We start from the raw sequence: 22,003 nt of genomic DNA on the forward strand, positions 1-22,003 counted from the left end.
GCCTGCGGGGCGACCTGGGTCGCGGTGGCTTGCGTGCCGTCCATCAGCCGGGCCCGTCCAGGCCATAGGCGGTGTGCAGGGCGCGCACCGCGAGTTCGGTATAGTCGGCGCCGACCAGGACGCTGACCTTGATCTCGCTGGTCGAGATGACCTGGATGTTGATGCCCTTCTCGGCCAGCGCCCCGAACATGGTGTTGGCGACACCCGCATGGCTGCGCATGCCGACGCCGACGACGCTGATCTTCGCCACATCGGGATCGGCCAGCAGGGCCTCGAAGCCGAGCTCCGGCCGGGCCGCTTCCAGCACCGAGCGGGCGCGGGCGAGATCGGCCTTGCCGACGGTGAAGGTCATGTCGGTGGTGCCGTCGGCGCCAAGATTCTGGACGATCATGTCCACATTCACATTGGCCTTCGACAGCGCGCCGAAGACGCCGGCGGCGACGCCCGGCCGGTCCGGCACCCGCCGCAGCGTCACCTTGGCGTCGTCCCGCGAATAGGCGATGCCGCTCACGATCGGCTGTTCCACGATCTCGTCCTCATCCACGACCAGGGAGCCTGGCTTGTCCTCGAAACTGGAGAGCACCTGCACCCGCACGCGCTGCTTCATCGCCAGCTCGACCGAGCGGGTCTGCAGCACCTTGGCACCCACCGAGGCGAGTTCCAGCATCTCCTCATAGGAAATGCGCTCCAGCTTGCGGGCGCGGGGCACGATGCGGGGGTCGGTGGTGTAGATGCCATCGACATCGGTGTAGATATCGCAACGGTCCGCCTTCACCGCGGCGGCGATGGCGACGGCCGAGAGGTCGGAGCCTCCGCGGCCGAGGGTTGTCACCCGGTTGCGCGTCGGCTCCAGCCCCTGGAAGCCGGCGATGACGGGGACCTGGCCGGACTGCATCCGCTCGACCAGCAGGGAGCCGTCGATGCTCTCGACCCTGGCCTTGCCATGGGCGGCATCGGTGATGATTGGCACCTGCCAGCCCTGCCAGGACCGGGCATCGACGCCGATGGTCTGCAGGGCAATGGCCAGCAGGCCGATGGTGACCTGTTCCCCGGTGGCGACGACCGTGTCGTATTCCCGCGCATCATGCAGGGGCGAGAGGTCCTGGCACCATTTGACCAGCTGGTTCGTCACCCCGGACATGGCGGAGACCACCACGGCGACCTCGTTCCCCGCCTCCACCTCGCGCTGGACGCGGCGGGCGACGTTGCGGATACGGTCGAGATCGGCGACGGAGGTGCCGCCGAACTTCATCACGATACGGGCCATGGCGGGGCGTCTGGGTCCGAATTAGGGCCGCTGCGGCAGTTGCGGCCGCGGGAAGGCCGGCACAGATACCGATCCGGCCCTTGGGCTGCAACCGGAAGAGGAAGGCCCATGCCGGGACCCGGAACCGCAATCGGCGCAGAGATCGCCAAATTCGACCGGCTGGCGGCCGAATGGTGGGACCCGCGCGGCCCAATGGCGCCGCTGCACGCGATGAACCCGGCGCGGATGGGCTGGATCATCGAACGGCTCGCTCAGGGGCGCGCGGGCAGGCTGGACGGGCTCCGGGTGCTGGATGTCGGCTGCGGCGCCGGCCTGGCCTGCGAGGCGCTGGCCCGGGCCGGGGCGCGGGTGACCGGGCTGGATGCGGCGGCCAGCGCGCTCGGCGCGGCCAGGGCGCATGCGGCCACCGCCGGCCTCACCATCGACTACCGCGAGGGGATGCCGGAGACGCTGCTGGCCGAAGGCGAGGGCGGCTTCGATGCCGTGATCTCGCTCGAGGTGGTCGAGCATGTGGCCGATCGGGAGGGCTTCTGCCGGCATCTGGCACGGCTGGTGAAGCCGGGAGGGCCGGTCTTCCTCTCGACCCTGAACCGCACCCCCCGCTCCTTCCTGATGGCGAAGCTCGGGGCGGAATACCTGCTGCGGCTACTGCCGGTCGGCACCCATGACTGGCGGATGTTCGTCCGGCCCGCCGAGCTCGGCGCCGATCTGCGGGCGGCGGGGCTCAGGGTGGTGGATATTGCCGGCCTCAGCATGGGCGCGGGTGGGCGCTGGCGGATCAGCCGGGATGTCGGGGTGAATTACCTGGTGATGGCGCGGTAGACGGTCACGCCACGGCACGGGCCAGCGGCAATTCGGCGACGCAGACCAGCCCTGCCGCCTCCCAGGACAGGCGCGCGGCGCCGCCGAGCTGGCTGCGCAGCGTCGCCTCGATGATGCGGGAGCCGAAGCCGCGCCTCGCCGGAGGGCCGGCCAGGACCGGACCGCCGCGTTCCTGCCAGCGCAGCCGCAGCAGCCCGGCCGCGGCATCCAGCGCCCAGGAGAGCGAGACCTTGCCGCCCGGGGTCGAGAGGGCGCCGTATTTGGCGGCATTGGTCGCCAGCTCGTGCAGCGCCATGGACAGTGCCTGGGCGCCACCGGCCGAGAGCGTCACCGCCGGTCCCTCGATCTCGGCGCTGGTCGCGGGCGGGATGGTGCCCGTCCCGCCGGAGAGGAAGAGGGCCAGCTCCGCCTCGGCCAGGGTGCGGAGATCGGCGCCGCGCCAGCGGGTGCCGGCCAGCAGCGCATGGGTGCGGGCCAGGGCGGCGATGCGGCCCTCGATCGCCGCGGCATAGGCGGCCGGGTCGTCGCGCGGCGTCAGCCGCAGCGCCGCCTGCACCACGGCGAGGACATTCTTGGCGCGGTGATCGACCTCACGCGTCAGCAGCTCCCGCGCCGCCTCGGCCCGCAGCGTCGCCTGGCGGAGGGTCTCGAATTCGGTGACGCCGGTCTGCGGAACGGGCGGCGCCGGCTCATTGGCCGCCAGGGCCTCGGCGCGGCCGACCAGGGCCTGGAGGGGACGCAGGATGCGGCGCGCGAAGCCGGCGGCGACGGCGAGGCCAAGGGCCAGCACCAGCGCCGTCCCGGCCGCCAGGCCGAGCAGCGGCCGGATCCAGCGCGCCTGGTGCAGCGCATAGGGCTCGGCCACCGCTGCGACCCAGCCGGGGGCGGAGCGCATCCAGGCCGCGGCGACCAGGACCTCGGTCTCGTTGAAGGAGGTGGTCCGGAAGGTCGGCTGGGTATGGGCCTCGCGGGGCAGCGGCCAGATCGGCGCGGACTGGCCGAAGAACCGGTCCTGGTCGCGCGAGCGGGCCACGATCCAGCCCTTGCCATCCACCAGGGAAGCATAGACGGACCCGGACGGTCCCCGTTCCCGCAGTCGCCGGGCCAGCAGCTCGGGGTCGATCGTCAGGGCCACGACGTGGGTGACCCGGCCGTTCCGCAAGGCGGGCGCGGCGACGATGGCGATGAGGCGGCCGCTGCCGCGCCCCACGAAAAGGTCGGAGACGACGGGCCGGCCGGTCTCGACGGCGCGGCGCAGCACCTCCCAGGCACCCTCGCCCGGCTCCGAAGGCGGTGGCAGGGGCGCACCCTCGCGCAGGGCGGTGTTGACGAGCTGACGATGGCCCGGCGCGGCCTCGTTCAGCACCACCCAACCGCCGACGGCTTCGCTGACCGCACGGGCCCAGGAGGCGAACTCCCCGAGATCGTCATGTTCGAGCAGCGGCGAGGAGGCGAGCGCGCTGGCGGCGGCAAGGCGGGTCTCGACCTCGCTGTCGAGAAAGAGCGCCATGGCACGGGCGGTATCCTCGAGCCGCGCCTCGGAGGCGGCACGATAGCCCTCGGCGAGGCGCCAGGCGGCAGCCCCGGCGATGGCCAGCGCCGGCAGGAGGACGGCGAGAACCAGGGCCGCGAGATGGGCACGCAGGCTACGCGGCCGTCCCGCCGGGGTTGACCTGGCAGGATCCGTCGATGGTGGTGGAAGGTTCATGCCCCGTTTCGATCCGCTCCCCTCACCTTACGCCACCGGGCGGTTCCTGGCACCCGGCGTTTGGGGAGGACGCAGGGCTACTCCCGCGCCAGCACGGCCTGGCCGATGCCCTCGCCATCCAGCGCCTGGTCGTCATCCATCGTCACGATCACCCGGTTCAGGCGGCCGGTGAAGACGAAGGGCGCCTCGTAATGCGAAACCGGCGAGCCGCGGTCGCAGCCGATATCGAGCCCCGCCCAGGCGACGAAATTATAGAAGCCCAACCGCGCCTCGATCCGTCCGGCCGGCATCCCGTCGATCAGCAGGGTGAATTCGCTGCGGCCCGGCCCGGTCGCCAATGTCGGCTTCGGCTCCCGCGTCAGGCGGCGGACGCGGAGGCCGACCACATGCCGCCCCGGCGGCACCGGCCGGTCGGCGGTGAGGAGCACATGCTCGCCGCCGATATTCATGTCATGCACCAGGCGGCCGTCGCGCAGAAAGAGGCTGTAGCCGCTGGCGGCATCGCCATGCGCGATCAGCACGCCATTGTCGGCGGCACCGAATTCCGCATGCGCCTCGATGCGGTAGCTGCGGCTGCGCACATCGGGCGCCACCTCGGTCGGCACATGGCCGATGCCGGCATGGAAGACATAGCGCTGCCGGGCGCCGTGGAAGCGTGCGGCATTCTCGGCGAAGCGCTGGCGGAACCGGTCATCGAGCGGCAGCACCTTGTTCCGCTCCGCCTCCCGCCACCAGAGCGCGATCAGCGCCTGCAGCTTCTCCGGATGCTGCGCGGCGAGGTCGTTGCTCTCGGAGAAATCGCGCTCGAGGTGGAAAAGCTCCCAGCGGTCATCCTCGAAGGGCGTCTCCGGCGGGTGGTAGGCCACCGCCTTCCAGCCCTCATGGACGATGCCGCGATGGCCGAACATCTCGAAATACTGCGGCGCGGGCTTGGAGGGCGCGGCGGGGTCGCGCAGGCTGGCGGCGAAGCTCGTGCCATCCAGCGGCATCTGCGGAATGCCGTTCACCGCTTCGGGCGGTGCAACGCCGACCAGGTCCAGCAGTGTCGGCGCCAAGTCGCAGGCATGGACGAATTGATGGCGGAGCTCGCCGCGCGCGGCGATGCCGCGGGGCCAGGAGATCACCAGCGGGTCGCGGATGCCGCCGCCATGGGTGTTCTGCTTGTAGCGGCGCAGCGGCGTGTTGGATGCCATGGCCCAGCCGAGCGGGTAGTTCGCATAGGTGCCGGGTCCGCCGATATCCTCGATGCGCGCCAGCTTCTCCGCCATCGGCTCCTCGCGCAGGTTGCGGGGCCCGAGAAGGTTGACGCCGCCGAGCGGCCCGCCTTCCTGGCTGCCGCCATTGTCGGACAGCACCAGCACCAGCGTATCCTCGCGCAGCCCGGCCGCTTCGAGGAAGCCGACCAGCCGCGCCAAGTGCCGGTCGGCATGGTCCAGCATGCCGGCGAAGGCGGATTGCAGCCGGGTGAAGTAGCGTTGCTGGTCGGCCGGGAAATCGGTCCAGGGCCGGACATCCTCGTTGCGCGCCGGCAGGGCGGTGTCGGGCGGGACGATGCCGAGGGCCTTCTGCCGGGCGAAGCGGCGTTCGCGCTCGGCATCCCAGCCCTCGGCGAAGGTCGCGTCATAGCCGCGGATGATCTCCGCCGGCGCCTGATGCGGCGCATGCACCGCGCCCAGCGCCAGCCAGAGCAGCCAGGGCTCACCCGGCCGCTCCGCCGCATGGCCGGCGAGGAAGCGGATGGACTGGTCCACCAGATCCTCGGTCAGGTGGTAGCCCTGCTCAGGGGTGCGCGGCGGCTCGATCGGCGAATTGTCGCGCACCAGCTCCGGCGTGTACTGGTCGGTCGCCGCATCCATGAAGCCGTAGTAGCGGTCGAAGCCGCGGGCCAGCGGCCAGCCGTCGAAGGGGCCGGTGCTGCCGCTCTCGGTCAGCGGCGTAACGTGCCATTTGCCGACCATGTAGTTGCGGTAGCCATGCAGGCGCAGCATCTCGGCCAGCGTGCCCGCTTCCTTGGCGATCTTGCCGCGATAGCCGGGGAAGCCGCTGTCGAAATTGGCGAGGCTGCCGACGCCCGCGGCATGGTGGTTGCGCCCGGTCAGCAGTGCGGTGCGCGTGGTGGAGCACATGGCCGTGGTGTGGAAGCCGGTATAGCGCAGCCCCTCCGCCGCCAACCGGTCGATGGTGGGCGTCCGGATCGGGGAGCCGTAGCAGCCGAAATCGGCGAAGCCGGCATCGTCGAACAGCACCAGCAGGATATTGGGCGCACCCTTGGGCGGCCGCGGCGCCGGTGGCCAATAGGGGGTCGAATCCCGGTAGCTGAGCCCGATCCGGCCGGGCCCCGACGCGCCGCTCGTCCCGGCCATCACTTCGTCTCCTCCGCGGCGTGGTGACCCGCCGGCTTGGGCCGAAGCTTCGCAGGTCCGGCCGGAATCGGCAACGCCACCGAAAGGACTGGCCGGACGCCAGCGAATGCGCTGACATGCCCGGCAAGAATGATGGGGAGGAATGCCGTGACCCGGCCGATGATGCTGGCCCGCCGCGGCCTGTTGGGCTCGGTGCTCGCCGCCCCAGCCCTGGCGCAGCCCGGCTGGCCCGACCGGCCGGTCAGGCTGGTGGTGCCCTTCGCCCAGGGCGGGCCGATGGATGCCATCGCGCGGCTGCTCGGCGACCATCTGCAACGGGCCTTCGGCCAGCCCTTCGTGCCGGAATTCCGCAGCGGCGCCGGCGGCAATCTCGGTGCGCAGCAGGTCGCCCAGGCGGCGCCCGACGGCTACACCCTGCTGGTCACCATCGACACGGTGATGACGGTCAATCCCACGCTCTACCCGCGCGCCGGCTATGACGCGGTGCGCGACTTCACGCCGCTCGGCCTGGTGGCGCGGATGCTGAGCGTGGTGACGGTGCCCCCTGCCCTGCCGGTCACCGATATCGCCGGGCTGGTGGCGCTCGGGCGGCAGCGCCCGCTCACCTATGGCTCGGCCGGCATCGGCGTGCCGGCGCATCTCTATGGCGAACATCTGCGGATGCTGACCGGGGCGCAGCTCGAGCACGTGCCCTATCGCGGCCTCGGCCCGGCGGTGACCGAGCTGCTGGCGGGGCGGATCGACTTGGTCGTCGCGCTGATGCCGGGCGTCGCGCAGCATGTCGCCGCCGGCCGGCTGAAGGCCCTGGCAGTCACCGGCGGCGCGCGTTCCGCCTTCATGCCGGAGGTGCCGACGCTGGCCGAGACGATCGCGCCCGGCTTCGACACCGGCACCTGGTTCGCCTGCTATGGCCCACGCGACCTGCCGCCGGCGATCGCGGCCGGGCTGGTGCGGGAACTGGCCGCCTTCAGCGCCAGCCCGGCGATGCGCGACCGCCTGGCACCGCTGACCTTCGAGCCGGCCAGCGCCGGGCCGGAGGAGCTGCGCGCCTTGCAGGCGCGGGATGCCGCCAGCTGGGCGCGGGTGATCCGCGAGGCCCGGATCAGCGTTGAATAACCAGGCTTCGGGGGACGGATAGTATGTTGGTCATGGTCGTCAGCGAACCGCGGCCGGAGCCGCCCAGCGCCATCGCCGCGCGGCGGCAGGCCTATTGGCGCTGGATCGAGCCGCTGATCGCCTCCGGGGAGGTCCGCTCGGTCCATGCCCGCGTCGGCCGCGGCGCCGTGGTGCTGTTCGACCTGCCCGGCAACGAGGCGCTGCACCGCCGGCTGAACGAATGGGCCGATATCATCCCGGCGCAATTCACCCTCTACCCGCTGCTGGAGCCGGAGGCGGCCAAGGGCTTCCTCTCCGGCCAGCAGGGCGCCCCGGCATGATCGCCCCGCTCGCCGGGCTGCGCGTGCTCGACCTCTCGCATGTGCTCGCAGGCCCCTATGCCGCCTATCACCTCGGCCTGCTCGGCGCCGAGGTGATCAAGATCGAGCGGCCGCCCTTCGGCGATGCGATCCGCGACCTGGAGACCCGGCCGCAGGAAGGTGGCGTGACCGCCGCCTTCCAGGGCGTGAATGCCGGCAAGCGCGCCCTGGCGCTGGACCTGACGCGGCCCGAGGGCCGGGCGGTGCTGGAGCGGCTGATCCCGACCGCCGCGGTGTTCCTGGAGAATTTCCGCCCGGGCAAGATGGCCGGCCTCGGCTTCGGGCCGGAGCGGGTTGCGGCGCTGAACCCGGCGATCGTCTATGCCTCCGTCTCCGCCTGGGGGCAGCAGGGCAGCCATGCCGGACGGCCCGGCTACGACCATGTCATGCAGGCGGCGACCGGTATGATGTGGCTGCAGGGCGACGATCCCGCGGCGGCGCCGATGAAGGTCGGCTTCCCCGCCATCGACATGGCAGCCGGGATGATGGGCGCGATGGCGATCATGGCCGGGCTCATGCGCCGCCGGGCCGGCGATACCGGGCCGATCGTCCTCGATGTTTCGATGGCCGATGCGGCGCTGGCGCTGATGTCGGCCCCCGCGGCGCGCTACCTGATGGAGGGCGCGGCGCCGGCGCGCATCGGCAACGGCGCCTTCGCCGCGAGCCCGGGCGGCAATGTCTTCCGCACCGCGGATGGCTGGCTGGCGACCGCGGCCAATACGCTCGGCCAGTTCGAGGCGCTGGTCGGGCTGCTCGGCCATCCGGACTGGGCCACCGCGCCGGACTGGCTGCGGCTCCGCCCCTCCTCCCCCGCGGCGATGCTGCGGGATTGCGGCACGCCGCGGCTGGAGGCGGCGCTGCGGGACGCCTTCCTCGCCCATGGGTCGGAGGAATGGGAGGCTAGGCTGAGCGCGGCCGGAGTGCCGGCGGCGGCGGTGCGCAGCCCGGCCGCCTTCCTCGACGGTCCCTATCGCGCCACGCCGGGCTTCTCGACCCGGCTGCCCGGCGGGCAGGAAGTGCTGGGCGCCGGCTTCCGCATCAACGGCCAGGCTCCGGTGCCGTCCGCCGATGCGCCGCGCCTCGGCGCCGATACCGATGTGGTGCTGGCGGAGCTCGGCTATGCGGATGCCGAGATCGCCGCATTGCGGGCCGGGGGCGTGGTGCGGTGAGGCGGCGCGGGCTGCTGGCCGGCGCAGCGCTGCTGCCGGCGGTTGCCCGGGCGCAGGGCTTCCCGCAGCGGCCGGTGCGGCTGATCGTGCCTTATGGCGCCGGCAATGTGACGGATATCGCCGGCCGGGCCCTGGCAGAGGCGCTGGGTTCGCGCTGGCCGCAGCGGGTGGTCGTCGAGAATATGCCGGGCGCGGGCGGCACCCTCGGCGTTGCTGCGGCGGCGCGGGCGGCGCCGGATGGGCATGTGCTGGTGCTCTCGGCCATGGCGGCGCTGACCGTGACCCCGCATCTCCAGCCGCAACTCGGCTATGACCCGCTGGCGGACCTCGCCCCGATCGGGCTGGTGGCGGTGACTCGCGGGGCGCTGGCCGCCTTCCCCGGCCTGCGGGCCGGAAACCTGGCCGAACTGCTCGCCGAGGCGCGTCGTGCCGGCCCCTTCTTCTACTACTCCGCCGGCAGCGGCACCCTCCCCCATCTCAATATGGAGCTGCTGAAAGCGGAGTTGGGCAATCCGCCGCTGGAGCATGTGCCCTATCGCACCAGTGCGGCCGGCCTCGCCGATCTGCTGGCCGGGCGGGTGCAGCTGACCCTGGATGCCGCCAGCGTCACCCTGCCCGCCATCCTGGACGGCCGGCTACGGGCGCTGTTCTGGAACGGGCCGCAGCGCAACCCGCGGCTCCCCGGCGTGCCGACCGCGGCCGAGGTGCTGCCGAACCTCGACCTTGCCAACCCCTGGCTCGGCCTGTTTGCGCCTCGCGGGACTCCGGCGCCGGTGCTGGCCGTGTTGGAGGCGGCGCTGGCCGCCGCCCTCGCCATGCCGGGCTTCGGCGACCGGCTGGGCGATGCGTTGGAGCCCCTGGGCGGTGGCCCGGAGCCGCTGGTGCGGCAGCTGCGACAGGACCATGCCCGCTTCGGCGCCCTCATCGCCCGGCTCGGCATCAAGCCCGACTGACCACGGCGCCGCTGTCCGTGACGAAATCAAAAAAATTTCAACGCCGGTTTGCGACTAATTCGCAAAGACCGATATCCACAAGCTTAAAATAGGTATACGCCACAAAAAGAGCGCTATCCAAAAACTGAGCGGCGCCTCCAAGCTTCGAACGACCTCCCCGTTATAGCGGCGAGGGCGATCGATTGAGGAGCGCCGCATCAGGAAGCGCGAGACCGGGACGCTGCCTGCCATCCAAGCTCGAGGCCGCAGACAGCCCGCCGGTCGGACTCGCCCATGATCGTGTATCGGGAGACACCATGAGTCGTTCGGCGAAACGTCTTCTCAGCATCGGGGTACCGATCCTGGCACTCGGCATGGCCGGCCTCTTCGGGCAGAGCGGATACCGTGCCTTCAATGCAACTTTCGGCCTACCCTTGGCGGCGCAGCTCAAGACCATTTCGGACAGCATCAATGCCGAGACGCCGAAGGCCATCGACGGCGCGACCACGCTGCTGCGGACCTATGTCGAGGGCACCGTGATCGTCTATCGGTACGCCCTCGCCTCGCCGATCCAGGGGAACCACCGAAGCTACGCGCAGCGGCAGAAACAGGCGAATTTCAGCACGGCCTGCGCGTTGCTCGGCCAGCTCGAGGATGACGATGCGGAGGCGCGGGTGGCCCACCAGTATGTAGACCCGGCCGGCACCTATGTGAGCTGGATGCTGGAAGCGGAGGAATGCGGCGCGCAGCGCAGGGGCTGAAATCCCGCCTGCGGTATCCGCGCCGGCCGCGCCCTATCGGTCCTCCCACTTTGCCATTGCCAGTGCTGCTTCGGCTGGCTCTGCGCCAACATCAGGGCAGTGCCGTGCCGCCTGCTTTCCGGCCCAGGCCGGTATCGCGTCGCGCTCCTGGGCTGGCGTGCTGCGTCCGGCGCGAAGGAGTCGGCGGACCCGCCGCGTCGCGCATCGGGGAAGCGCCAGGGCGAGGGCAGGGAGGGGCTGGTGGTGGGCGCCATAGGATTCGAACCTATGACCCGCTGATTAAGAGTCAGCTGCTCTACCAACTGAGCTAGGCGCCCATCCGGGAGGCGCCTTTTACCGGCCTCAGCGGCTTTGTCCAGCCCCCTTTGCGGATCAATCGCGGGCCGGTCCGAATTCCGCATCCCGATGGACATGGATCGAGAGCAGCAGGCCGAAGCCCAGCATGGTGGTCAGCATGGCCGAGCCACCATGGGAGATCAGCGGCAGGGGAACCCCGCCCACGGGAATGGAGCCGGTGACCATTGCTACATTCACGAAAACATAGAGGAAGATGTTGGTCCCGAGGCCGATCGCCATCAGCCGGCCGAACTGGTGCCGGCAGCGCAAGGCCACCAGGTAGCAGAACAACACCACCAGGCTGAGCAGCCCAAGCACGGACAGCGCACCGATCAGGCCGAATTCCTCGGCGATCATGGTGAAGATGAAGTCGGTCTGCTTCTCGGGCAGGAAGTTCAGGTGTCCCTGCGTCCCTTGCAGGAAGCCCTTGCCCCAGAGCCCGCCGGAGCCGAGCGCGATCTTCGACTGGATGATGTTGTAGCCGGCCCCCAGCGGGTCGCTCTCGGGGTCGAGGAAGGTGGTGATCCGAGCCCGCTGGTAGTCGTGCAGGTGGTCATAGGCGATCGGCGCCGCCACCGCGACGGCGCCGGCCGCCAGCGCGAATTTCCACCAGCGCATGCCGGCGGCGAAGAAGACCGCGGCGCCGACCATGCCGGTAATCAGCGCGGTGCCAAGATTGGGCTGCTTCAGGATCAGCCCGACCGGCAGCAGCACCATCAGCCCGGGCGGGATGAGGAAGAGCAGGTTGCCCATCCGCTCCCAGGTCGCCCGCTGGAACCAGGCGGCGAGCGCGAGCACCAGCATGATCTTCATCAGCTCGGAGGGCTGGAGCTGCAGCGGGCCGATATCGATCCAGCGCTGCGCCCCCTTCCCCACATTGCCATGCAGCAGCACCAGCACCAGCAGCGCGATGCCGATCAGGTAGCCGAGCCATGCCAAGCGGGCGATCAGCCGGATATCGACGAGCGCGATGGAGAGCATCAGCACCAGGCCGAAGCCGAAGCGCAGCGCATGCTTCGCCGCATAGGGCTCCGCCGCGCCGCCCCCGGCGGAATAGAGCGCGACATAGCCCACCGCAGCGACGGCGCAGAGCAGCAGCACGAAGCTCCAGGGAATCTGCCAGAGCTTCTGGAGCAGGCCGGTGCCGCGGTCGCGCGTCAGCAGGCGGCGTTCGAGGGTCGCGCTCATCCGCGGCCGGCCTCCGCCACGCGGGCGCCGGGGGCGGCGCGGAAGCGGTTGAAGGTCTCGACCATGGCGTCGCGGGCCAGCGGCGCGGCGGCGCCGGCGCCGCTCATGCCGTGCTCCACCACGACCGAGACGGCGTAGAGCGGGTTGTCATACGGGGCGAAGGCGACAAAGAGCGCATGCGGCCTCCATTCGCGCGGCTGGTTCTCCGCCTTGTAGCCGCGCTCGCGCTGCTCCCGGCTGACGCGGCGGACCTGGACCGAGCCGGTCTTGCCGGCCATGACGCCGAGCGCGCCCGGCAGCCGGGCGCCGAGCGCGGTGCCCCCCGGTTCGTTCACCACCGCCCACATGCCCTCCCGCATCAGCTTCAGGTCCCGGTCGGGAATGTTGAGGCTCGGCCAATCCTCGGCCTTGCCGCCGCGGGCGGGCTTACCGCCGATGCTGCGCGTCAGATGCGGCTGCACCGCCCGCCCGGTGGCCAGCCGCGCCGCCATGGTGGCGAGCTGGAGGGGCGTGATCTGGTAGAAGCCCTGGCCGATGCCATGCACGATGGTGTCGCCGAGATTCCACGGCTTGCCCTGGGCTTGGCGCCAGCCCCGCGTCGGGACCAAGCCCTTCTTGGTTCCCGGCAGCTCGATCTCGAGATCGGTGCCGAGGCCGAAGCGGTTGGCCATGGCGGCGATGCGGTCGATGCCGACGCGCTTCGCCACCTCGTAGAAATAGACATCGCAGGACAGCTTGATGGCACCTCGCATGTCGAGGCTGCCATGGCCGTGCCGCTGCCAGCAATGGAAGCGGGTATCGCCGAGATCCATATGGCCGGGGCAGAAGACGCGGTCGCCGGGCGCGATCACCCGCGCCTCCAGCCCCGCCAGCCCGACGATCATCTTGAAGGTCGATCCCGGGGCGTAGAGCCCGTTGGTCGCCTTGTTGATCAGCGGCGTCGCCCGGTTCGCCGTCCATTGCCGCCATTGCGCGGTGGAGACGCCGGCATTGAAGACATTGGGATCGAAGGAGGGTTGCGAGGCCATGGCGAGCACCTCGCCATTCCGCGCATCGAGGATGACGACGCTGGTCCCCTCCTCGATCTTGCCGCGCAGGGTCTTCTGCAATTCGGCATCGACCGAAAGCTGCACATCCTGGCCGGGCACGCCCTCGCGCCGGTCGAGCTCGCGGATGACGCGGCCGACGGCATTCACCTCCAGCTGCACGGCGCCGGCACGGCCGCGGAGCGCCAGGTCGTGATGGCGCTCGATTCCGGCGCGGCCGACCCGGATGCCGGGCAGTTCCAGCAGCGGGTCGCCATCCATGTCGCGCTCGGCCGGCGGGGCGACATAGCCGACGAGGTGGGAGAGATGCTCGCCCTCCGGATAGAGGCGGGTGGTGCCGACATCGATCAGGATGCCGGGCAGGTCGGGCGCATTGACCTCGATCCGCGCCATCTCCTCCCAGCTCAGGAATTCGCGGACGGCGACGGGGACGAATCGGCGGCGGCGGCGCACCTCGCGCTCGATCCGCTGCCGCTCCGGCTCGGTCAGCGGGACGATGCGGGAGAAGGTCTCGAGCGTCGCGCCGACATCCTGGGTCTGCTCGGCCACCAGCAGGGCGCGCCAATTCAGCCGGTTGCCGGCCACCACTGCGCCATGGCGGTCCAGCACCCGGCCGCGCGGCGGCGGGATCAGACGGGCGGAGACGCGGTTCTCCTCGGCGAGGGTGCGATAGCGCTCGCCCTCCTCGGATTGCAGCCGCCAGAGCCGGCTGCCGAGGAAGCCGAACAGGCCGAGCTGGCCGGCGCCGAGGATTACGGCGCGGCGGGTGAAGACGCTGCGCCGCCGCTCCTCCTCCTTCCGCACGCCGCGCAGGCCGATGCCGCTCACGCCGCAGCCTCCGCCTCGGTCATGCCGAGATGCATCCAGGTGAGGAAGCCGGCGAGGCATGGGTAAAGGCCGGCGGTCAGCAATACCTCATAGAGGCCGGGCGCGGTCGGCAGCAGGCGCCAGCCGAGCACGGTCTGCAACAGCCAGCCCAGCGCCGCGGCGCCGAGCGCCATGCCGCAATAGGCCAACCAGACCGCGAGGAAGGAGTGGCGGATCAGGAATCGGCGCCAGCGGGTGGCGAGGCCGCCCACCACCAGCAGGGTCAGCACGCCGGAGCCGACCGGGGCGAAGGTCAGCAGGTCCTGCAGCAGGCCGAGGCCGAAGACCGCCGGCGGCGGCAGGGTGGCGGGGCGGAAGACCGACCAGAAGAAGACGCAGGGCAGCGCGGTCGCCGGCACCAGCCCGGGCAAGCCGGTGGGCACGGCGGCCAGCACCATCAGCAGGGCGGCGGCGGCGGTCGGGAAGGCGGCGCGGCCGAGCGCATCGAGGCGGCGCAGCAGACCGGTGGCCGGGGCGGGGCGCCCCTTCATCGCCGTCTAGCGCCGCGGCCGCGGCTCGGGCCGCGCGACGGATTCCGGCGGCAGGATGCCGCCCAGGCCGTAATCGAACAGCCGGACCATATCGAGCCGGTCGAGCCGGGCGAAGAGTTCCACCTCCGGCGCTCCGCCTTCGCTGCGGCGGACGATGCCGACCGGCAGGCCGGCGGGGAAGGCCGCGGCCTCGGCGCTGGTCACCACCCGGTCCCCGTCCTGCGGGGCGGAGCCTTCCGGCCAGTGCTGCAACCGCGGCCGGGCCCCGTTGGTGCCGACCATGATGGCCCGCGCCCGGCTGCCTTCCAGCGTGACCGGGATGCGGCTGTTCATGTCGGTGGCCAGCAGCACGCGGGCGGACCGCCCGCCCACCTCTGTCACCCGGCCGGCCAGGCCCCGTTCGTCGAGGGCGATCTGGCCCTTGCGGACGCTATGCTGCGGCCCGACCGCCAGCAGCACGGCGCGGGCATAGATGCCGCCGCCATCGGCGACCACCCGCGCGGTGGTATAGGCCGGCGCCGTCTCCGGCACGAAGGCGAGCTGGCGCTGCAACAGGGCGTTCTCCGCCTCCAGAGCCAGGGCCACGGCCTGCCAGCGGCGCAGCCGTTCATTCTCTTCGCGCAGCCGAGCATTCTCGGCCCGCAGGCTAAGCAGCGATTCCGCTTCCTGCACCGCGTCGCGGACGGCGGTGACGGGCTGCTGCAAGGCGGCCCAGATCGGGGTGAGGAGATCGGCCAGCGCCATCCGCGCCCGCTCGGCCAGCAGCGCATCCGCCTTGCCCAGCAACATGGTGCCGAAGGCAAGGGCGATGAGCACCGGGAGCGTCAGCCGGGCCAGGGCCTGGCGGAGCGGGATGCTGAGCTGGATCACGATGGCTTCCTCGAAACCTCCCGTGGCCGGACCTCACGAACCCGTCAATACATCGAACTCAGCACTTGGCGAAGCCGCTTCATCTCTTCAAGGGCCCTGCCCGTGCCGAGCGCGACGCAGGACAACGGCTGTTCTGCGACGACCACCGGCAGGCCGGTCGAGGCGCGCAGCACCTCATCCAGCCGGTGCAGCAGGGCGCCGCCGCCGGTCAGCACAATGCCCTTGTCTACGATATCGGCGGCGAGCTCGGGCGGGGTGTTCTCCAGCGCCACCTTCACCGCCTCGACGATGGCGGTGACGGGCTCGGACAGGCTTTCGGCGATCTGGCGCTGGCTGACATAGACCTCGCGCGGGACGCCGTTCATCAGGTCGCGGCCCTTCACCTCGGTCACCGGCCCGTCCTCGCCACCATCCGGGGCGGTGGCGGCGCCGATCTCCATCTTGATCCGCTCGGCGCTGCTCTCGCCGATCAGCAGGTTAAACTGCCGCCGGATATAGGAGATGATCGCCTCATCCATCTTGTCGCCGCCGACGCGGACGCTGCGGGCATAGACAATGCCGCCCAGCGAGATCACCGCCACCTCGGTGGTGCCGCCGCCGATATCCACCACCATCGAGCCGGAGGGCTCGGTCACCGGCAGGCCGGCGCCGATCGCGGCCGCCATCGGCTCCTCGATCAGCAGCACGCGGCGGGCGCCGGCGCTCTCGGCGCTTTCCTGGATGGCGCGGCGCTCCACCGCGGTGGAGCCGCTGGGGACGCAGACGATGATCATCGGCGAGGCGAAGCTCCGCCGGTTGTGCACCTTCCTGATGAAGTGCTTGATCATCTCCTCCGCCACCTCGAAATCGGCGATGACGCCGTCGCGCAGCGGCCGGATGGCGGCGATGTTCCCGGGCGTGCGGCCCAGCATCATCTTCGCCTCCTCACCCACCGCCAGCACCTGCTTGCGACCGCGAAGATCGGCGATGGCGACGACGCTCGGCTCGTTCAGGACGATGCCCCGACCCTTCACATAGACCAGCGTATTCGCGGTCCCCAGGTCGATGGCCATGTCGGCGGAAAGGAAGCCGAACAGGCGGGAGAACATGAGAGGGCAACCTTCCTGATCGTGCCGCCGGCGCATCCCGTGCCGGACCCGTGACGGGTTCAGGCGGGACCGATCACCGGACCGCGAGGTTCGGGCAGAGGCGTGCCTCTACCCCCCCGGCGGCTGCCGCTCAAGCTTTCTGTCCCCGGGCTCCCGCAGCCGGGACCGGCCCTCGGCGCAACCGCCGCAGAAGGGCGAACGTTGTGGCATCGGCAACACGGGAGAGACGCTGATGCGTAAGACAAGCCTCGTTCTTTTGGCCGTCGCGGCCCTCGGACTCGGTGCCTGCGGCTATCGGACCGGCGACCGCGCGGTCTCGGGCGGCCTGCTCGGCGCCGGTGCCGGCGCGGGCGTGGCGGCGCTGACCGGCGGCAGCGTCGGCACGGGCGCGCTGGTCGGTGGCGGCGTCGGCGCCGCGGGCGGCGCGCTGACCAGCGGGCGCGACGTCAATCTGGGCCGGCCGGCTTGGCGGTAAGGGGTTGAGGGGGGCCTCGGCTCCCCTCTCCATCCTTCCGATCCTCAGGGGCTTTTGAGCCAAGGCCAGGCGGGTCGTCCGTTGGCCTTGGCTCAAAGACTTATCCGCCCTTCAATAGCCGCCTGAGCCTGCCCTTCCCGATCAGGATATTGCGGGACGACCTCTCCTTCTGCGGCTTCGCCCGCCGCCGACGGCCGACAAGGCGGGCACCCCCCTCCCCGCGCTTCAGCGTCAACGTCCGGTCGTGATAGGCGTCGAGACCCGGCCGGTGACCGATCGAGACCAGGGCGGTGCCGGCCAGCTCCTCGGTAAAGAGCCGCATCATGCTGTCCTGGTTCGCCTCGTCCAGCGCCGCCGTCGCCTCATCCATGAAGACCCAGGCCGGCCGGTGCAGCAGCACCCGGGCGAAGGCCAGCCGCTGCTGCTCGCCGAGGGAGAGAATGCGGTCCCAGCGGTCCTCCTCCTCCAGCCGCGGCACCAGCGCCTCCAGCTCGCAGCGGGCAAGCGCCGCCTCCACCGCCGCGCGGTCGAACTCGCCGGGCGCGACCGGATAGGTCACCGCGGCCTCCAGCGTGCCGAGCGGCAGGTAGGGCCGCTGCGGCATGAACATCATATGGCTTCGCTCGGGAATGCGGATCTCGCCGCTGCCCCAGGGCCAGAGCCCGGCGATGGCGCGGAACAGGGTGGATTTGCCCGTGCCGCTCTCGCCCAGGATCAGCACCCGCTCACCGGGCTGGATCTCGGCATTGGCCTCGCCGATCACCACGCTGCCATCGGCCTGGGCAATCTGCAGGTCGCGGAAGGCCAGCACTTCCCGTCCATCGGGGCCAGGGCCCTCGGCGATGGCGATGACGGTGTCGGCTTCCTCGACATCGGCGCCGTCCAGCGTCTCCTCCAGCTCCACCACCCGCGCCACATGGCTGCGCCAATCGGCAAGGCGGGGGAAATTATCGACGAACCAGTTGAGGCTGGTGGTGACCTGCCCGAAGGCGGAGGAGATCTGCATCAACACGCCAAGGGTGATGGCGCCTGCGAAATACCGCGGGCTCGCCACCAGCACCGGAAAGACGGTCAGCAGCATCCCATAGGCCGAGGTCAGCCACATCAGCCGCCGCTCGCTGCGCATCAGGTCGAGCATCGCCCCGGCGACCTCGGCAAAGGCACGGCGCAGGCCGCGCTCCTCATCCGCCTCGCCGCGGATGAGGGCGATGCCCTCGCTGCTTTCGCGCAGCCGGACCAGGGCGAAGCGATGGTCGCTCTCGGCCTCGTTGCGGCGGATATTGGCGGCGACCATGGGCCGGCCGATGAACCAGGTCAGCGCCGAGCCGATGCCGGCATAGAGCAGCGCCGCGAAGACCATGTAGCCGGGGATGTCGAATTCCCGCCCGGCGAGGGCGACATGCAGCGGGCCCGAGAGCGTCCAGAGGATGCCGACGAAGGAGACCAGCATCAGCACCGAGCTGACCAGCCCGACCGCCATATCCACCGCGATGGCGGTGGCCCAGCGGGTATTCTCGCTGATGCGCTGGTCCGGGTTGTCGGCCGCGCCAGGCAGGAAGCCCATGCGGTAATGCCGCCCGCCTTCCAGCCAGCGATGCTGCAAGCGGTGCACCAGCCATTCCCGCCAATGCAGCTGGAGCATCTGCCGGACATAGAGCTGGAACACCGCGGTCGCCATGCTGGCCACGGTCAGGCCGAGGAACAGCCCCATCTGGCCGAAGAAAGCCCCGCGGTCGCGATTCTCGAGGGCGTTGAAGAAATCCCGGTTCCAGATGTTGAAGCGCACCTGGATGGCGATCTGCAGCAGCGTCAGGACCAGCACCCCGGCGGCCAGCATCCGGGCGCGGCGGCGTTCCTCGCCGTTGAAATACTCGGCGGTGAGGCGGCGGAAGCCGGCGATGATCCCCGTCGGGGCACCGTCCTCCTGTGGCTCCGGCGTGGCCATTAGCGCGCGGGCAGTGGCCGGAGGGCGTCGGGGGCGGTGCCGAGCTGTTCGGCCAGCAGGGCGCGGCCTTCGGGTCCCTCCCTCCCATGGCCCTGGGCGGCCAGCGCCTGGCCGGCCTTCAACATGTCACGCACCGAATCGGCCCGGCCGGTCGGCACCAGCACGACCGAGCCATCTTCCAGGATGGCGCCGGCGACCTCGCCCTGCGGGGTGTAATAGGGTTGGCGGATGGTGCCGGAGACGCTGAGCGGGCCGGCGCCCTCGGCCGGCTGGCGGCCGGTCAGGCGCCAGTAGAAGCGATCCACCACCACCGGCTTCGCATCCCCGTTGGGTGCATAGGCCAGCATGGTGATGACCGGGGCGCTGCGGGCGCGGATGCCCCAGACCACGATGGATTGCCCGGCTGGCGCCACGGCGCGCACCGCCGGCGCGATATCGGGCGGGAAGACGATCTGCGGCCCCTCGCGGAACAGCAGCGCATCCGTCTCGCCCCGGGGGTTGGGCAGGTAGCGCTCCACCGTGCCGGTGAAGGAGGGAAGCTGGGTTGGGTCGAAGCCCAGCTCCGTCTCCGCTGCCGCCCGCCCCTGTCCCGGCGCGGCGAGGGCCAGCAGGGCCAGCGCCGCCCCGCGCCGGGAGAGCCTCATGCGCCGCGGACGACGCCGAAGATCAGGGAGACGAGGAACAGCACGATGAAGATGGCGAAAAGGATCTTGGCGATGCCAGCCGAAGCGGAGGCGATGCCGCCGAAACCGAACAGGCCGGCGACCAGGGCGATGACGAGGAAGACGAGCGTCCAGTAGAGCATCGAGGCGGTCTCCGCAGGGGTTGTTTCGGGTGAACGCTGCCCCCTGCGAGCGGTTGCACAGCGGAACGAGCTGTGCGGTTGACTAAACCGGGCGGACGCCGCGCGTGACGGCCTGGTAGGTCGCAACCGCCAGAGTGGTCGGGTCGAAAGGCTTGGTGATGACGAAGGCGGGCTCCACCGCCTCGCCGGTCAGGAGCCGCTCGGGATAGGCGGTGACGAAGATCACCGGCGCGGTCAGGTCGCGCAGGATGCGTGCCACCGCGCTGGCGCCATCGCCGCCGGCGCCGAGATTGATGTCGGCGAGCACGAGGCCGGGCCGCTCGGCGCGGGCCAGCTCCACCGCTTCGGTCTCGGTCGCGGCAATGCCGACGACGCTATGGCCGCAGCGCTCCACCAACTCCTGGATGTCGAGGGCGATGATCGGCTCGTCCTCGATGATGAGAACGCGGGCGGTGACGCCGGTGCGGATGCCCTCGCGGGCCGCGCGCAGCTCCTGCTCGGCCAGCGCGGGCGGGATGCGGCAGGCGGAGGCGGCATCGGTCAGCGGCTGCTCCTCCAGCGCGGTCAGCAGCAGCAGCATGCGCTGGCGCAGGCTGAGACCGGCGGGATCGGGCGCCGGCGTCGTTTCGGCGGCCAACACCGCATCGCCGACCGCACCATAAAGTATGCTGCGCGCCGAGCTGGCCGGCGGCATCTCCCGTGCCATCACCTGCCGCAGCGCATCGGCCACCATGGCATCGCCACGGGCCTGCGTCCCGGTCAGGGCGCGGGCGTAGCGCCTTGCATAGGGCAGTGCCTTGACCAATTCCGCACGGTCGATCGCGCTCATGCCGTTGTCATCCTGCGCACGCGATGGACATCCTCGCCGCATTCCTGCGCGGTTGATATTGAGCATGACGTGACCGAACAAGCCATGGATCGCGCGCTGCGCACCGCGCTCGCGCAATTGTTGCCGGAGTTGCGGGCTTTCGCCCGCTACCTCGCCGGCTCTCGTGCGGAAGCGGACGATCTGGTGCAGGAGGCGGTGCTGCGGACGCTGCGCTCGCTGGATGGCCGGTCCGAGGGCGTGGACCTGCGGGCCTGGTGCCTCGCCGTGGTGCGCAACACCTTCCACGAGCAGCTCCGCTCGCGCCGGCGCGAGCAACGCCTGGCCGAAGCGGCGCCGGATCCGGAGACGCCGGCGGAGCAAGAAGTGCCGGGTCGCATGCGCGACCTGACGCGGGCGCTCGGCGCGTTGCCGCCGCTGCTGCGCGAAGCGGTGATCCTGGTCGGCGCGCAGGGGCTCTCGCATCAGGAAGCGGCGGAGATCTGCGCCGTGCCGGTGGGCACCATGAAGGCTCGCGTCTCCCGCGCAAGGCGGTTGCTGGCGGAGGCGCTGGAAAAGGAAGCTCCCGTTCCTGTGACCCTCTGACGCGTGCGTGATGCATCCCTTGCCCCCTGCCGATCACCTCTCCACAGACGATCGAGAGGACCCGGACCAATGGACGGCATGACCGAGACCACCACGACGCCGACCCATGCGGTGAGCACCGCCGCCGAATTCCATGCCCAGCTGGTCGCCCTGCTGCCGAAGCTGCGGGTGCAGGCCCTGGCGCTGACGCGTAACCGGGCCGCCGCCGAGGATCTCGTCCAGGATGCAGTCGCCAATGCCCTGGCGGCCAAGGACAGCTTCACCCCGGGCACCAATTTCGCCGCCTGGATGCATCGCATCCTGCGCAACCGCTTCATCTCCACGCTCCGCAAGCAGCGCGAGACCACGGATATCGAGGATCTGCCGATGTCCGCCTTTGCCGTCAGCGGCGCCCACGAGGACCGGCTGGTGCTGAAGGAGCTGAGCCGCGCGCTTGGCCGCCTGCCTTCCGACCAGCGCGAGGCGCTGTTCATGGTGGTGCTGCAGGGCCTGTCCTATGAGGAGGTCGCCCAGGCCACCGGCTGCGCCGTCGGCACCGCGAAGAGCCGCGTCTTCCGGGCCCGCCGCCAACTCCAGGCTTGGCTGATGGGCGAGGAGCCCGCGACCGCCGAACTGCGTGAGGCAGCCCGGCGCAGCAACCGTTCCGATACGGTTGCCATTGGCGAAACCCGCTCTGCGGTCTAGTGTGACATGACGCGGAGTGAGGCGGCGCTGTTGGAACGGCAGCCCGCCAGCCCGTCCTTGGCGACCGGGATGATGGGCAAGAACGACAGGAAACGCGGCGAGACCGACCCGGCAAAGCCCGGCAGCGAACAGGAGGGCAAGGAGGTGGATCAAGCCTTCGATGTCTGGCTGCGGCGCGGGCTGCACCAGCTCTACGACACGGTTGCTCGCGAACCGATCCCGGAGGATCTGCTCCGGCTGATCGAGGAGGATAGGACCTCCGAGAAGAAGTAGGGGACGGCCCCGGCGGATGCCGGGGCC

22 protein-coding genes and 1 tRNA gene are annotated in these 22,003 nt (G+C 70.8%); 10 read left to right on the forward strand and 13 right to left on the reverse strand.

The window, feature by feature from the left end; genetic code table 11:
• Positions 1–43: 43 nt before the first annotated feature.
• On the reverse strand, positions 44–1,267 hold the full coding sequence (locus JMJ55_RS18210) for an aspartate kinase (RefSeq protein ID WP_202827023.1): 1,224 nt from the start codon (positions 1,265–1,267) through the stop codon (positions 44–46).
• Between the two features lie 108 nt (positions 1,268–1,375).
• Between JMJ55_RS18210 and ubiG the strand changes: the two genes are divergently transcribed.
• Positions 1,376–2,089 (forward strand): bifunctional 2-polyprenyl-6-hydroxyphenol methylase/3-demethylubiquinol 3-O-methyltransferase UbiG, encoded by a 714-nt coding sequence (ubiG, locus tag JMJ55_RS18215; RefSeq protein ID WP_202827024.1) that lies wholly within the window; start codon positions 1,376–1,378, stop codon positions 2,087–2,089.
• A 4-nt stretch (positions 2,090–2,093) separates the two neighbouring features.
• Here ubiG and JMJ55_RS18220 read toward each other — a convergent pair whose 3' ends face one another.
• Together JMJ55_RS18220 and JMJ55_RS18225 are read right to left on the reverse strand one after the other, a co-directional pair.
• Positions 2,094–3,797 (reverse strand): sensor histidine kinase, encoded by a 1,704-nt coding sequence (locus JMJ55_RS18220; protein ID WP_202827025.1) that lies wholly within the window; start codon positions 3,795–3,797, stop codon positions 2,094–2,096.
• Positions 3,798–3,874: 77 nt separating this feature from the next.
• Complete coding sequence (locus JMJ55_RS18225; RefSeq protein WP_202827026.1) at positions 3,875–6,160, reverse strand: arylsulfatase; 2,286 nt, start codon at positions 6,158–6,160, stop codon at positions 3,875–3,877.
• Between the two features lie 147 nt (positions 6,161–6,307).
• Here JMJ55_RS18225 and JMJ55_RS18230 point away from each other — a divergent pair, with 147 nt between their 5' ends.
• From JMJ55_RS18230 to JMJ55_RS18250, 5 genes are all read left to right on the forward strand, one after another.
• Positions 6,308–7,276 carry a Bug family tripartite tricarboxylate transporter substrate binding protein gene (locus JMJ55_RS18230; RefSeq protein WP_202827027.1) on the forward strand — a complete coding sequence of 323 codons (969 nt, stop codon included), beginning with the start codon at positions 6,308–6,310 and terminating at the stop codon, positions 7,274–7,276.
• Positions 7,277–7,308: 32 nt separating this feature from the next.
• On the forward strand, positions 7,309–7,596 hold the full coding sequence (locus JMJ55_RS18235; protein WP_202827028.1) for a hypothetical protein: 288 nt from the start codon (positions 7,309–7,311) through the stop codon (positions 7,594–7,596).
• Positions 7,593–8,804, forward strand: a complete 1,212-nt coding sequence (locus tag JMJ55_RS18240; protein ID WP_202827029.1) for a CaiB/BaiF CoA transferase family protein — start codon at positions 7,593–7,595, stop codon at positions 8,802–8,804. Before JMJ55_RS18235 ends, JMJ55_RS18240 begins: the two co-directional genes overlap by 4 nt.
• On the forward strand, positions 8,801–9,757 hold the full coding sequence (locus tag JMJ55_RS18245) for a Bug family tripartite tricarboxylate transporter substrate binding protein (RefSeq protein WP_202827030.1): 957 nt from the start codon (positions 8,801–8,803) through the stop codon (positions 9,755–9,757). The genes JMJ55_RS18240 and JMJ55_RS18245 overlap by 4 nt, the downstream gene beginning before the upstream one ends.
• Before the next feature lie 296 nt (positions 9,758–10,053).
• Entirely contained in the window at positions 10,054–10,497 is a 444-nt protein-coding gene (locus JMJ55_RS18250) for a hypothetical protein (protein WP_202827031.1), read from the forward strand.
• Positions 10,498–10,738: 241 nt separating this feature from the next.
• Here the strand turns inward: JMJ55_RS18250 and JMJ55_RS18255 are convergent.
• From JMJ55_RS18255 to JMJ55_RS18280, 6 genes are all read right to left on the reverse strand, one after another.
• Positions 10,739–10,814, reverse strand: a tRNA-Lys gene (locus tag JMJ55_RS18255).
• A 55-nt stretch (positions 10,815–10,869) separates the two neighbouring features.
• Positions 10,870–12,021: a rod shape-determining protein RodA gene (rodA, locus tag JMJ55_RS18260; protein ID WP_202827032.1), complete on the reverse strand. Its 1,152-nt coding sequence runs from the start codon at positions 12,019–12,021 to the stop codon at positions 10,870–10,872.
• A complete protein-coding gene (gene mrdA, locus JMJ55_RS18265) occupies positions 12,018–13,895 on the reverse strand; it encodes a penicillin-binding protein 2 (RefSeq protein ID WP_328702695.1) in 1,878 nt (625 codons plus the stop codon). Before mrdA ends, rodA begins: the two co-directional genes overlap by 4 nt.
• Positions 13,892–14,425: a rod shape-determining protein MreD gene (gene mreD, locus JMJ55_RS18270; protein ID WP_202827034.1), complete on the reverse strand. Its 534-nt coding sequence runs from the start codon at positions 14,423–14,425 to the stop codon at positions 13,892–13,894. The genes mrdA and mreD overlap by 4 nt, the downstream gene beginning before the upstream one ends.
• 6 nt (positions 14,426–14,431) lie before the next feature.
• The gene (gene mreC, locus JMJ55_RS18275) at positions 14,432–15,295 is read right to left on the reverse strand and encodes a rod shape-determining protein MreC (RefSeq protein WP_202827035.1); all 864 of its coding nucleotides are present in this window, start codon (positions 15,293–15,295) and stop codon (positions 14,432–14,434) included.
• Between the two features lie 44 nt (positions 15,296–15,339).
• Positions 15,340–16,383 (reverse strand): rod shape-determining protein, encoded by a 1,044-nt coding sequence (locus tag JMJ55_RS18280; RefSeq protein WP_202827036.1) that lies wholly within the window; start codon positions 16,381–16,383, stop codon positions 15,340–15,342.
• Between the two features lie 232 nt (positions 16,384–16,615).
• On the opposite strand from JMJ55_RS18280, the gene JMJ55_RS18285 reads away from it, so the two are divergent.
• Positions 16,616–16,858 (forward strand): hypothetical protein, encoded by a 243-nt coding sequence (locus tag JMJ55_RS18285; protein ID WP_202827037.1) that lies wholly within the window; start codon positions 16,616–16,618, stop codon positions 16,856–16,858.
• A 100-nt stretch (positions 16,859–16,958) separates the two neighbouring features.
• Here JMJ55_RS18285 and JMJ55_RS18290 read toward each other — a convergent pair whose 3' ends face one another.
• From JMJ55_RS18290 to JMJ55_RS18305, 4 genes are all read right to left on the reverse strand, one after another.
• Positions 16,959–18,803 carry an ABC transporter ATP-binding protein/permease gene (locus tag JMJ55_RS18290; RefSeq protein WP_202827038.1) on the reverse strand — a complete coding sequence of 615 codons (1,845 nt, stop codon included), beginning with the start codon at positions 18,801–18,803 and terminating at the stop codon, positions 16,959–16,961.
• Positions 18,803–19,447 (reverse strand): hypothetical protein, encoded by a 645-nt coding sequence (locus JMJ55_RS18295; protein ID WP_202827039.1) that lies wholly within the window; start codon positions 19,445–19,447, stop codon positions 18,803–18,805. Before JMJ55_RS18295 ends, JMJ55_RS18290 begins: the two co-directional genes overlap by 1 nt.
• Complete coding sequence (locus JMJ55_RS18300) at positions 19,444–19,608, reverse strand: DUF1328 domain-containing protein (protein ID WP_202827040.1); 165 nt, start codon at positions 19,606–19,608, stop codon at positions 19,444–19,446. The genes JMJ55_RS18295 and JMJ55_RS18300 overlap by 4 nt, the downstream gene beginning before the upstream one ends.
• Before the next feature lie 82 nt (positions 19,609–19,690).
• On the reverse strand, positions 19,691–20,437 hold the full coding sequence (locus JMJ55_RS18305; RefSeq protein ID WP_202827041.1) for a response regulator: 747 nt from the start codon (positions 20,435–20,437) through the stop codon (positions 19,691–19,693).
• A 69-nt stretch (positions 20,438–20,506) separates the two neighbouring features.
• Between JMJ55_RS18305 and JMJ55_RS18310 the strand changes: the two genes are divergently transcribed.
• The 3 genes from JMJ55_RS18310 (at position 20,507) to JMJ55_RS18320 (ending at position 21,976) form a co-directional block, all read left to right on the forward strand.
• Positions 20,507–21,019, forward strand: coding sequence for a sigma-70 family RNA polymerase sigma factor (locus tag JMJ55_RS18310; RefSeq protein WP_328702696.1), 513 nt, complete (start codon positions 20,507–20,509; stop codon positions 21,017–21,019).
• A gap of 78 nt (positions 21,020–21,097) precedes the next feature.
• Positions 21,098–21,703 carry a sigma-70 family RNA polymerase sigma factor gene (locus JMJ55_RS18315; RefSeq protein WP_202827199.1) on the forward strand — a complete coding sequence of 202 codons (606 nt, stop codon included), beginning with the start codon at positions 21,098–21,100 and terminating at the stop codon, positions 21,701–21,703.
• 72 nt (positions 21,704–21,775) lie between these two features.
• On the forward strand, positions 21,776–21,976 hold the full coding sequence (locus JMJ55_RS18320; protein WP_202827200.1) for a NepR family anti-sigma factor: 201 nt from the start codon (positions 21,776–21,778) through the stop codon (positions 21,974–21,976).
• Positions 21,977–22,003: the final 27 nt, after the last annotated feature.

The sequence above is a fragment of the Belnapia mucosa genome (assembly GCF_016775475.1).
In the GTDB taxonomy this organism is placed as follows: Bacteria; Pseudomonadota; Alphaproteobacteria; order Acetobacterales; family Acetobacteraceae; genus Belnapia; species Belnapia mucosa.

Coding starts and splice junctions, on each gene's coding strand:
- JMJ55_RS18235 (WP_202827028.1), top strand. CDS start 7,309: ATGGTCGTCAGCGAACCGCGGCCGGAGCCGCCCAGCGCCATCGCCGCG.
- JMJ55_RS18305 (WP_202827041.1), bottom strand. CDS start 20,437: ATGAGCGCGATCGACCGTGCGGAATTGGTCAAGGCACTGCCCTATGCA.
- JMJ55_RS18220 (WP_202827025.1), bottom strand. CDS start 3,797: ATGAACCTTCCACCACCATCGACGGATCCTGCCAGGTCAACCCCGGCG.
- JMJ55_RS18320 (WP_202827200.1), top strand. CDS start 21,776: ATGGGCAAGAACGACAGGAAACGCGGCGAGACCGACCCGGCAAAGCCC.
- JMJ55_RS18300 (WP_202827040.1), bottom strand. CDS start 19,608: ATGCTCTACTGGACGCTCGTCTTCCTCGTCATCGCCCTGGTCGCCGGC.
- mreD (WP_202827034.1), bottom strand. CDS start 14,425: ATGAAGGGGCGCCCCGCCCCGGCCACCGGTCTGCTGCGCCGCCTCGAT.
- JMJ55_RS18295 (WP_202827039.1), bottom strand. CDS start 19,447: ATGAGGCTCTCCCGGCGCGGGGCGGCGCTGGCCCTGCTGGCCCTCGCC.
- JMJ55_RS18280 (WP_202827036.1), bottom strand. CDS start 16,383: ATGTTCTCCCGCCTGTTCGGCTTCCTTTCCGCCGACATGGCCATCGAC.
- JMJ55_RS18315 (WP_202827199.1), top strand. CDS start 21,098: ATGACCGAGACCACCACGACGCCGACCCATGCGGTGAGCACCGCCGCC.
- JMJ55_RS18250 (WP_202827031.1), top strand. CDS start 10,054: ATGAGTCGTTCGGCGAAACGTCTTCTCAGCATCGGGGTACCGATCCTG.
- JMJ55_RS18225 (WP_202827026.1), bottom strand. CDS start 6,160: ATGGCCGGGACGAGCGGCGCGTCGGGGCCCGGCCGGATCGGGCTCAGC.
- JMJ55_RS18285 (WP_202827037.1), top strand. CDS start 16,616: ATGCGTAAGACAAGCCTCGTTCTTTTGGCCGTCGCGGCCCTCGGACTC.
- ubiG (WP_202827024.1), top strand. CDS start 1,376: ATGCCGGGACCCGGAACCGCAATCGGCGCAGAGATCGCCAAATTCGAC.
- JMJ55_RS18290 (WP_202827038.1), bottom strand. CDS start 18,803: ATGGCCACGCCGGAGCCACAGGAGGACGGTGCCCCGACGGGGATCATC.
- JMJ55_RS18210 (WP_202827023.1), bottom strand. CDS start 1,267: ATGGCCCGTATCGTGATGAAGTTCGGCGGCACCTCCGTCGCCGATCTC.
- JMJ55_RS18240 (WP_202827029.1), top strand. CDS start 7,593: ATGATCGCCCCGCTCGCCGGGCTGCGCGTGCTCGACCTCTCGCATGTG.
- rodA (WP_202827032.1), bottom strand. CDS start 12,021: ATGAGCGCGACCCTCGAACGCCGCCTGCTGACGCGCGACCGCGGCACC.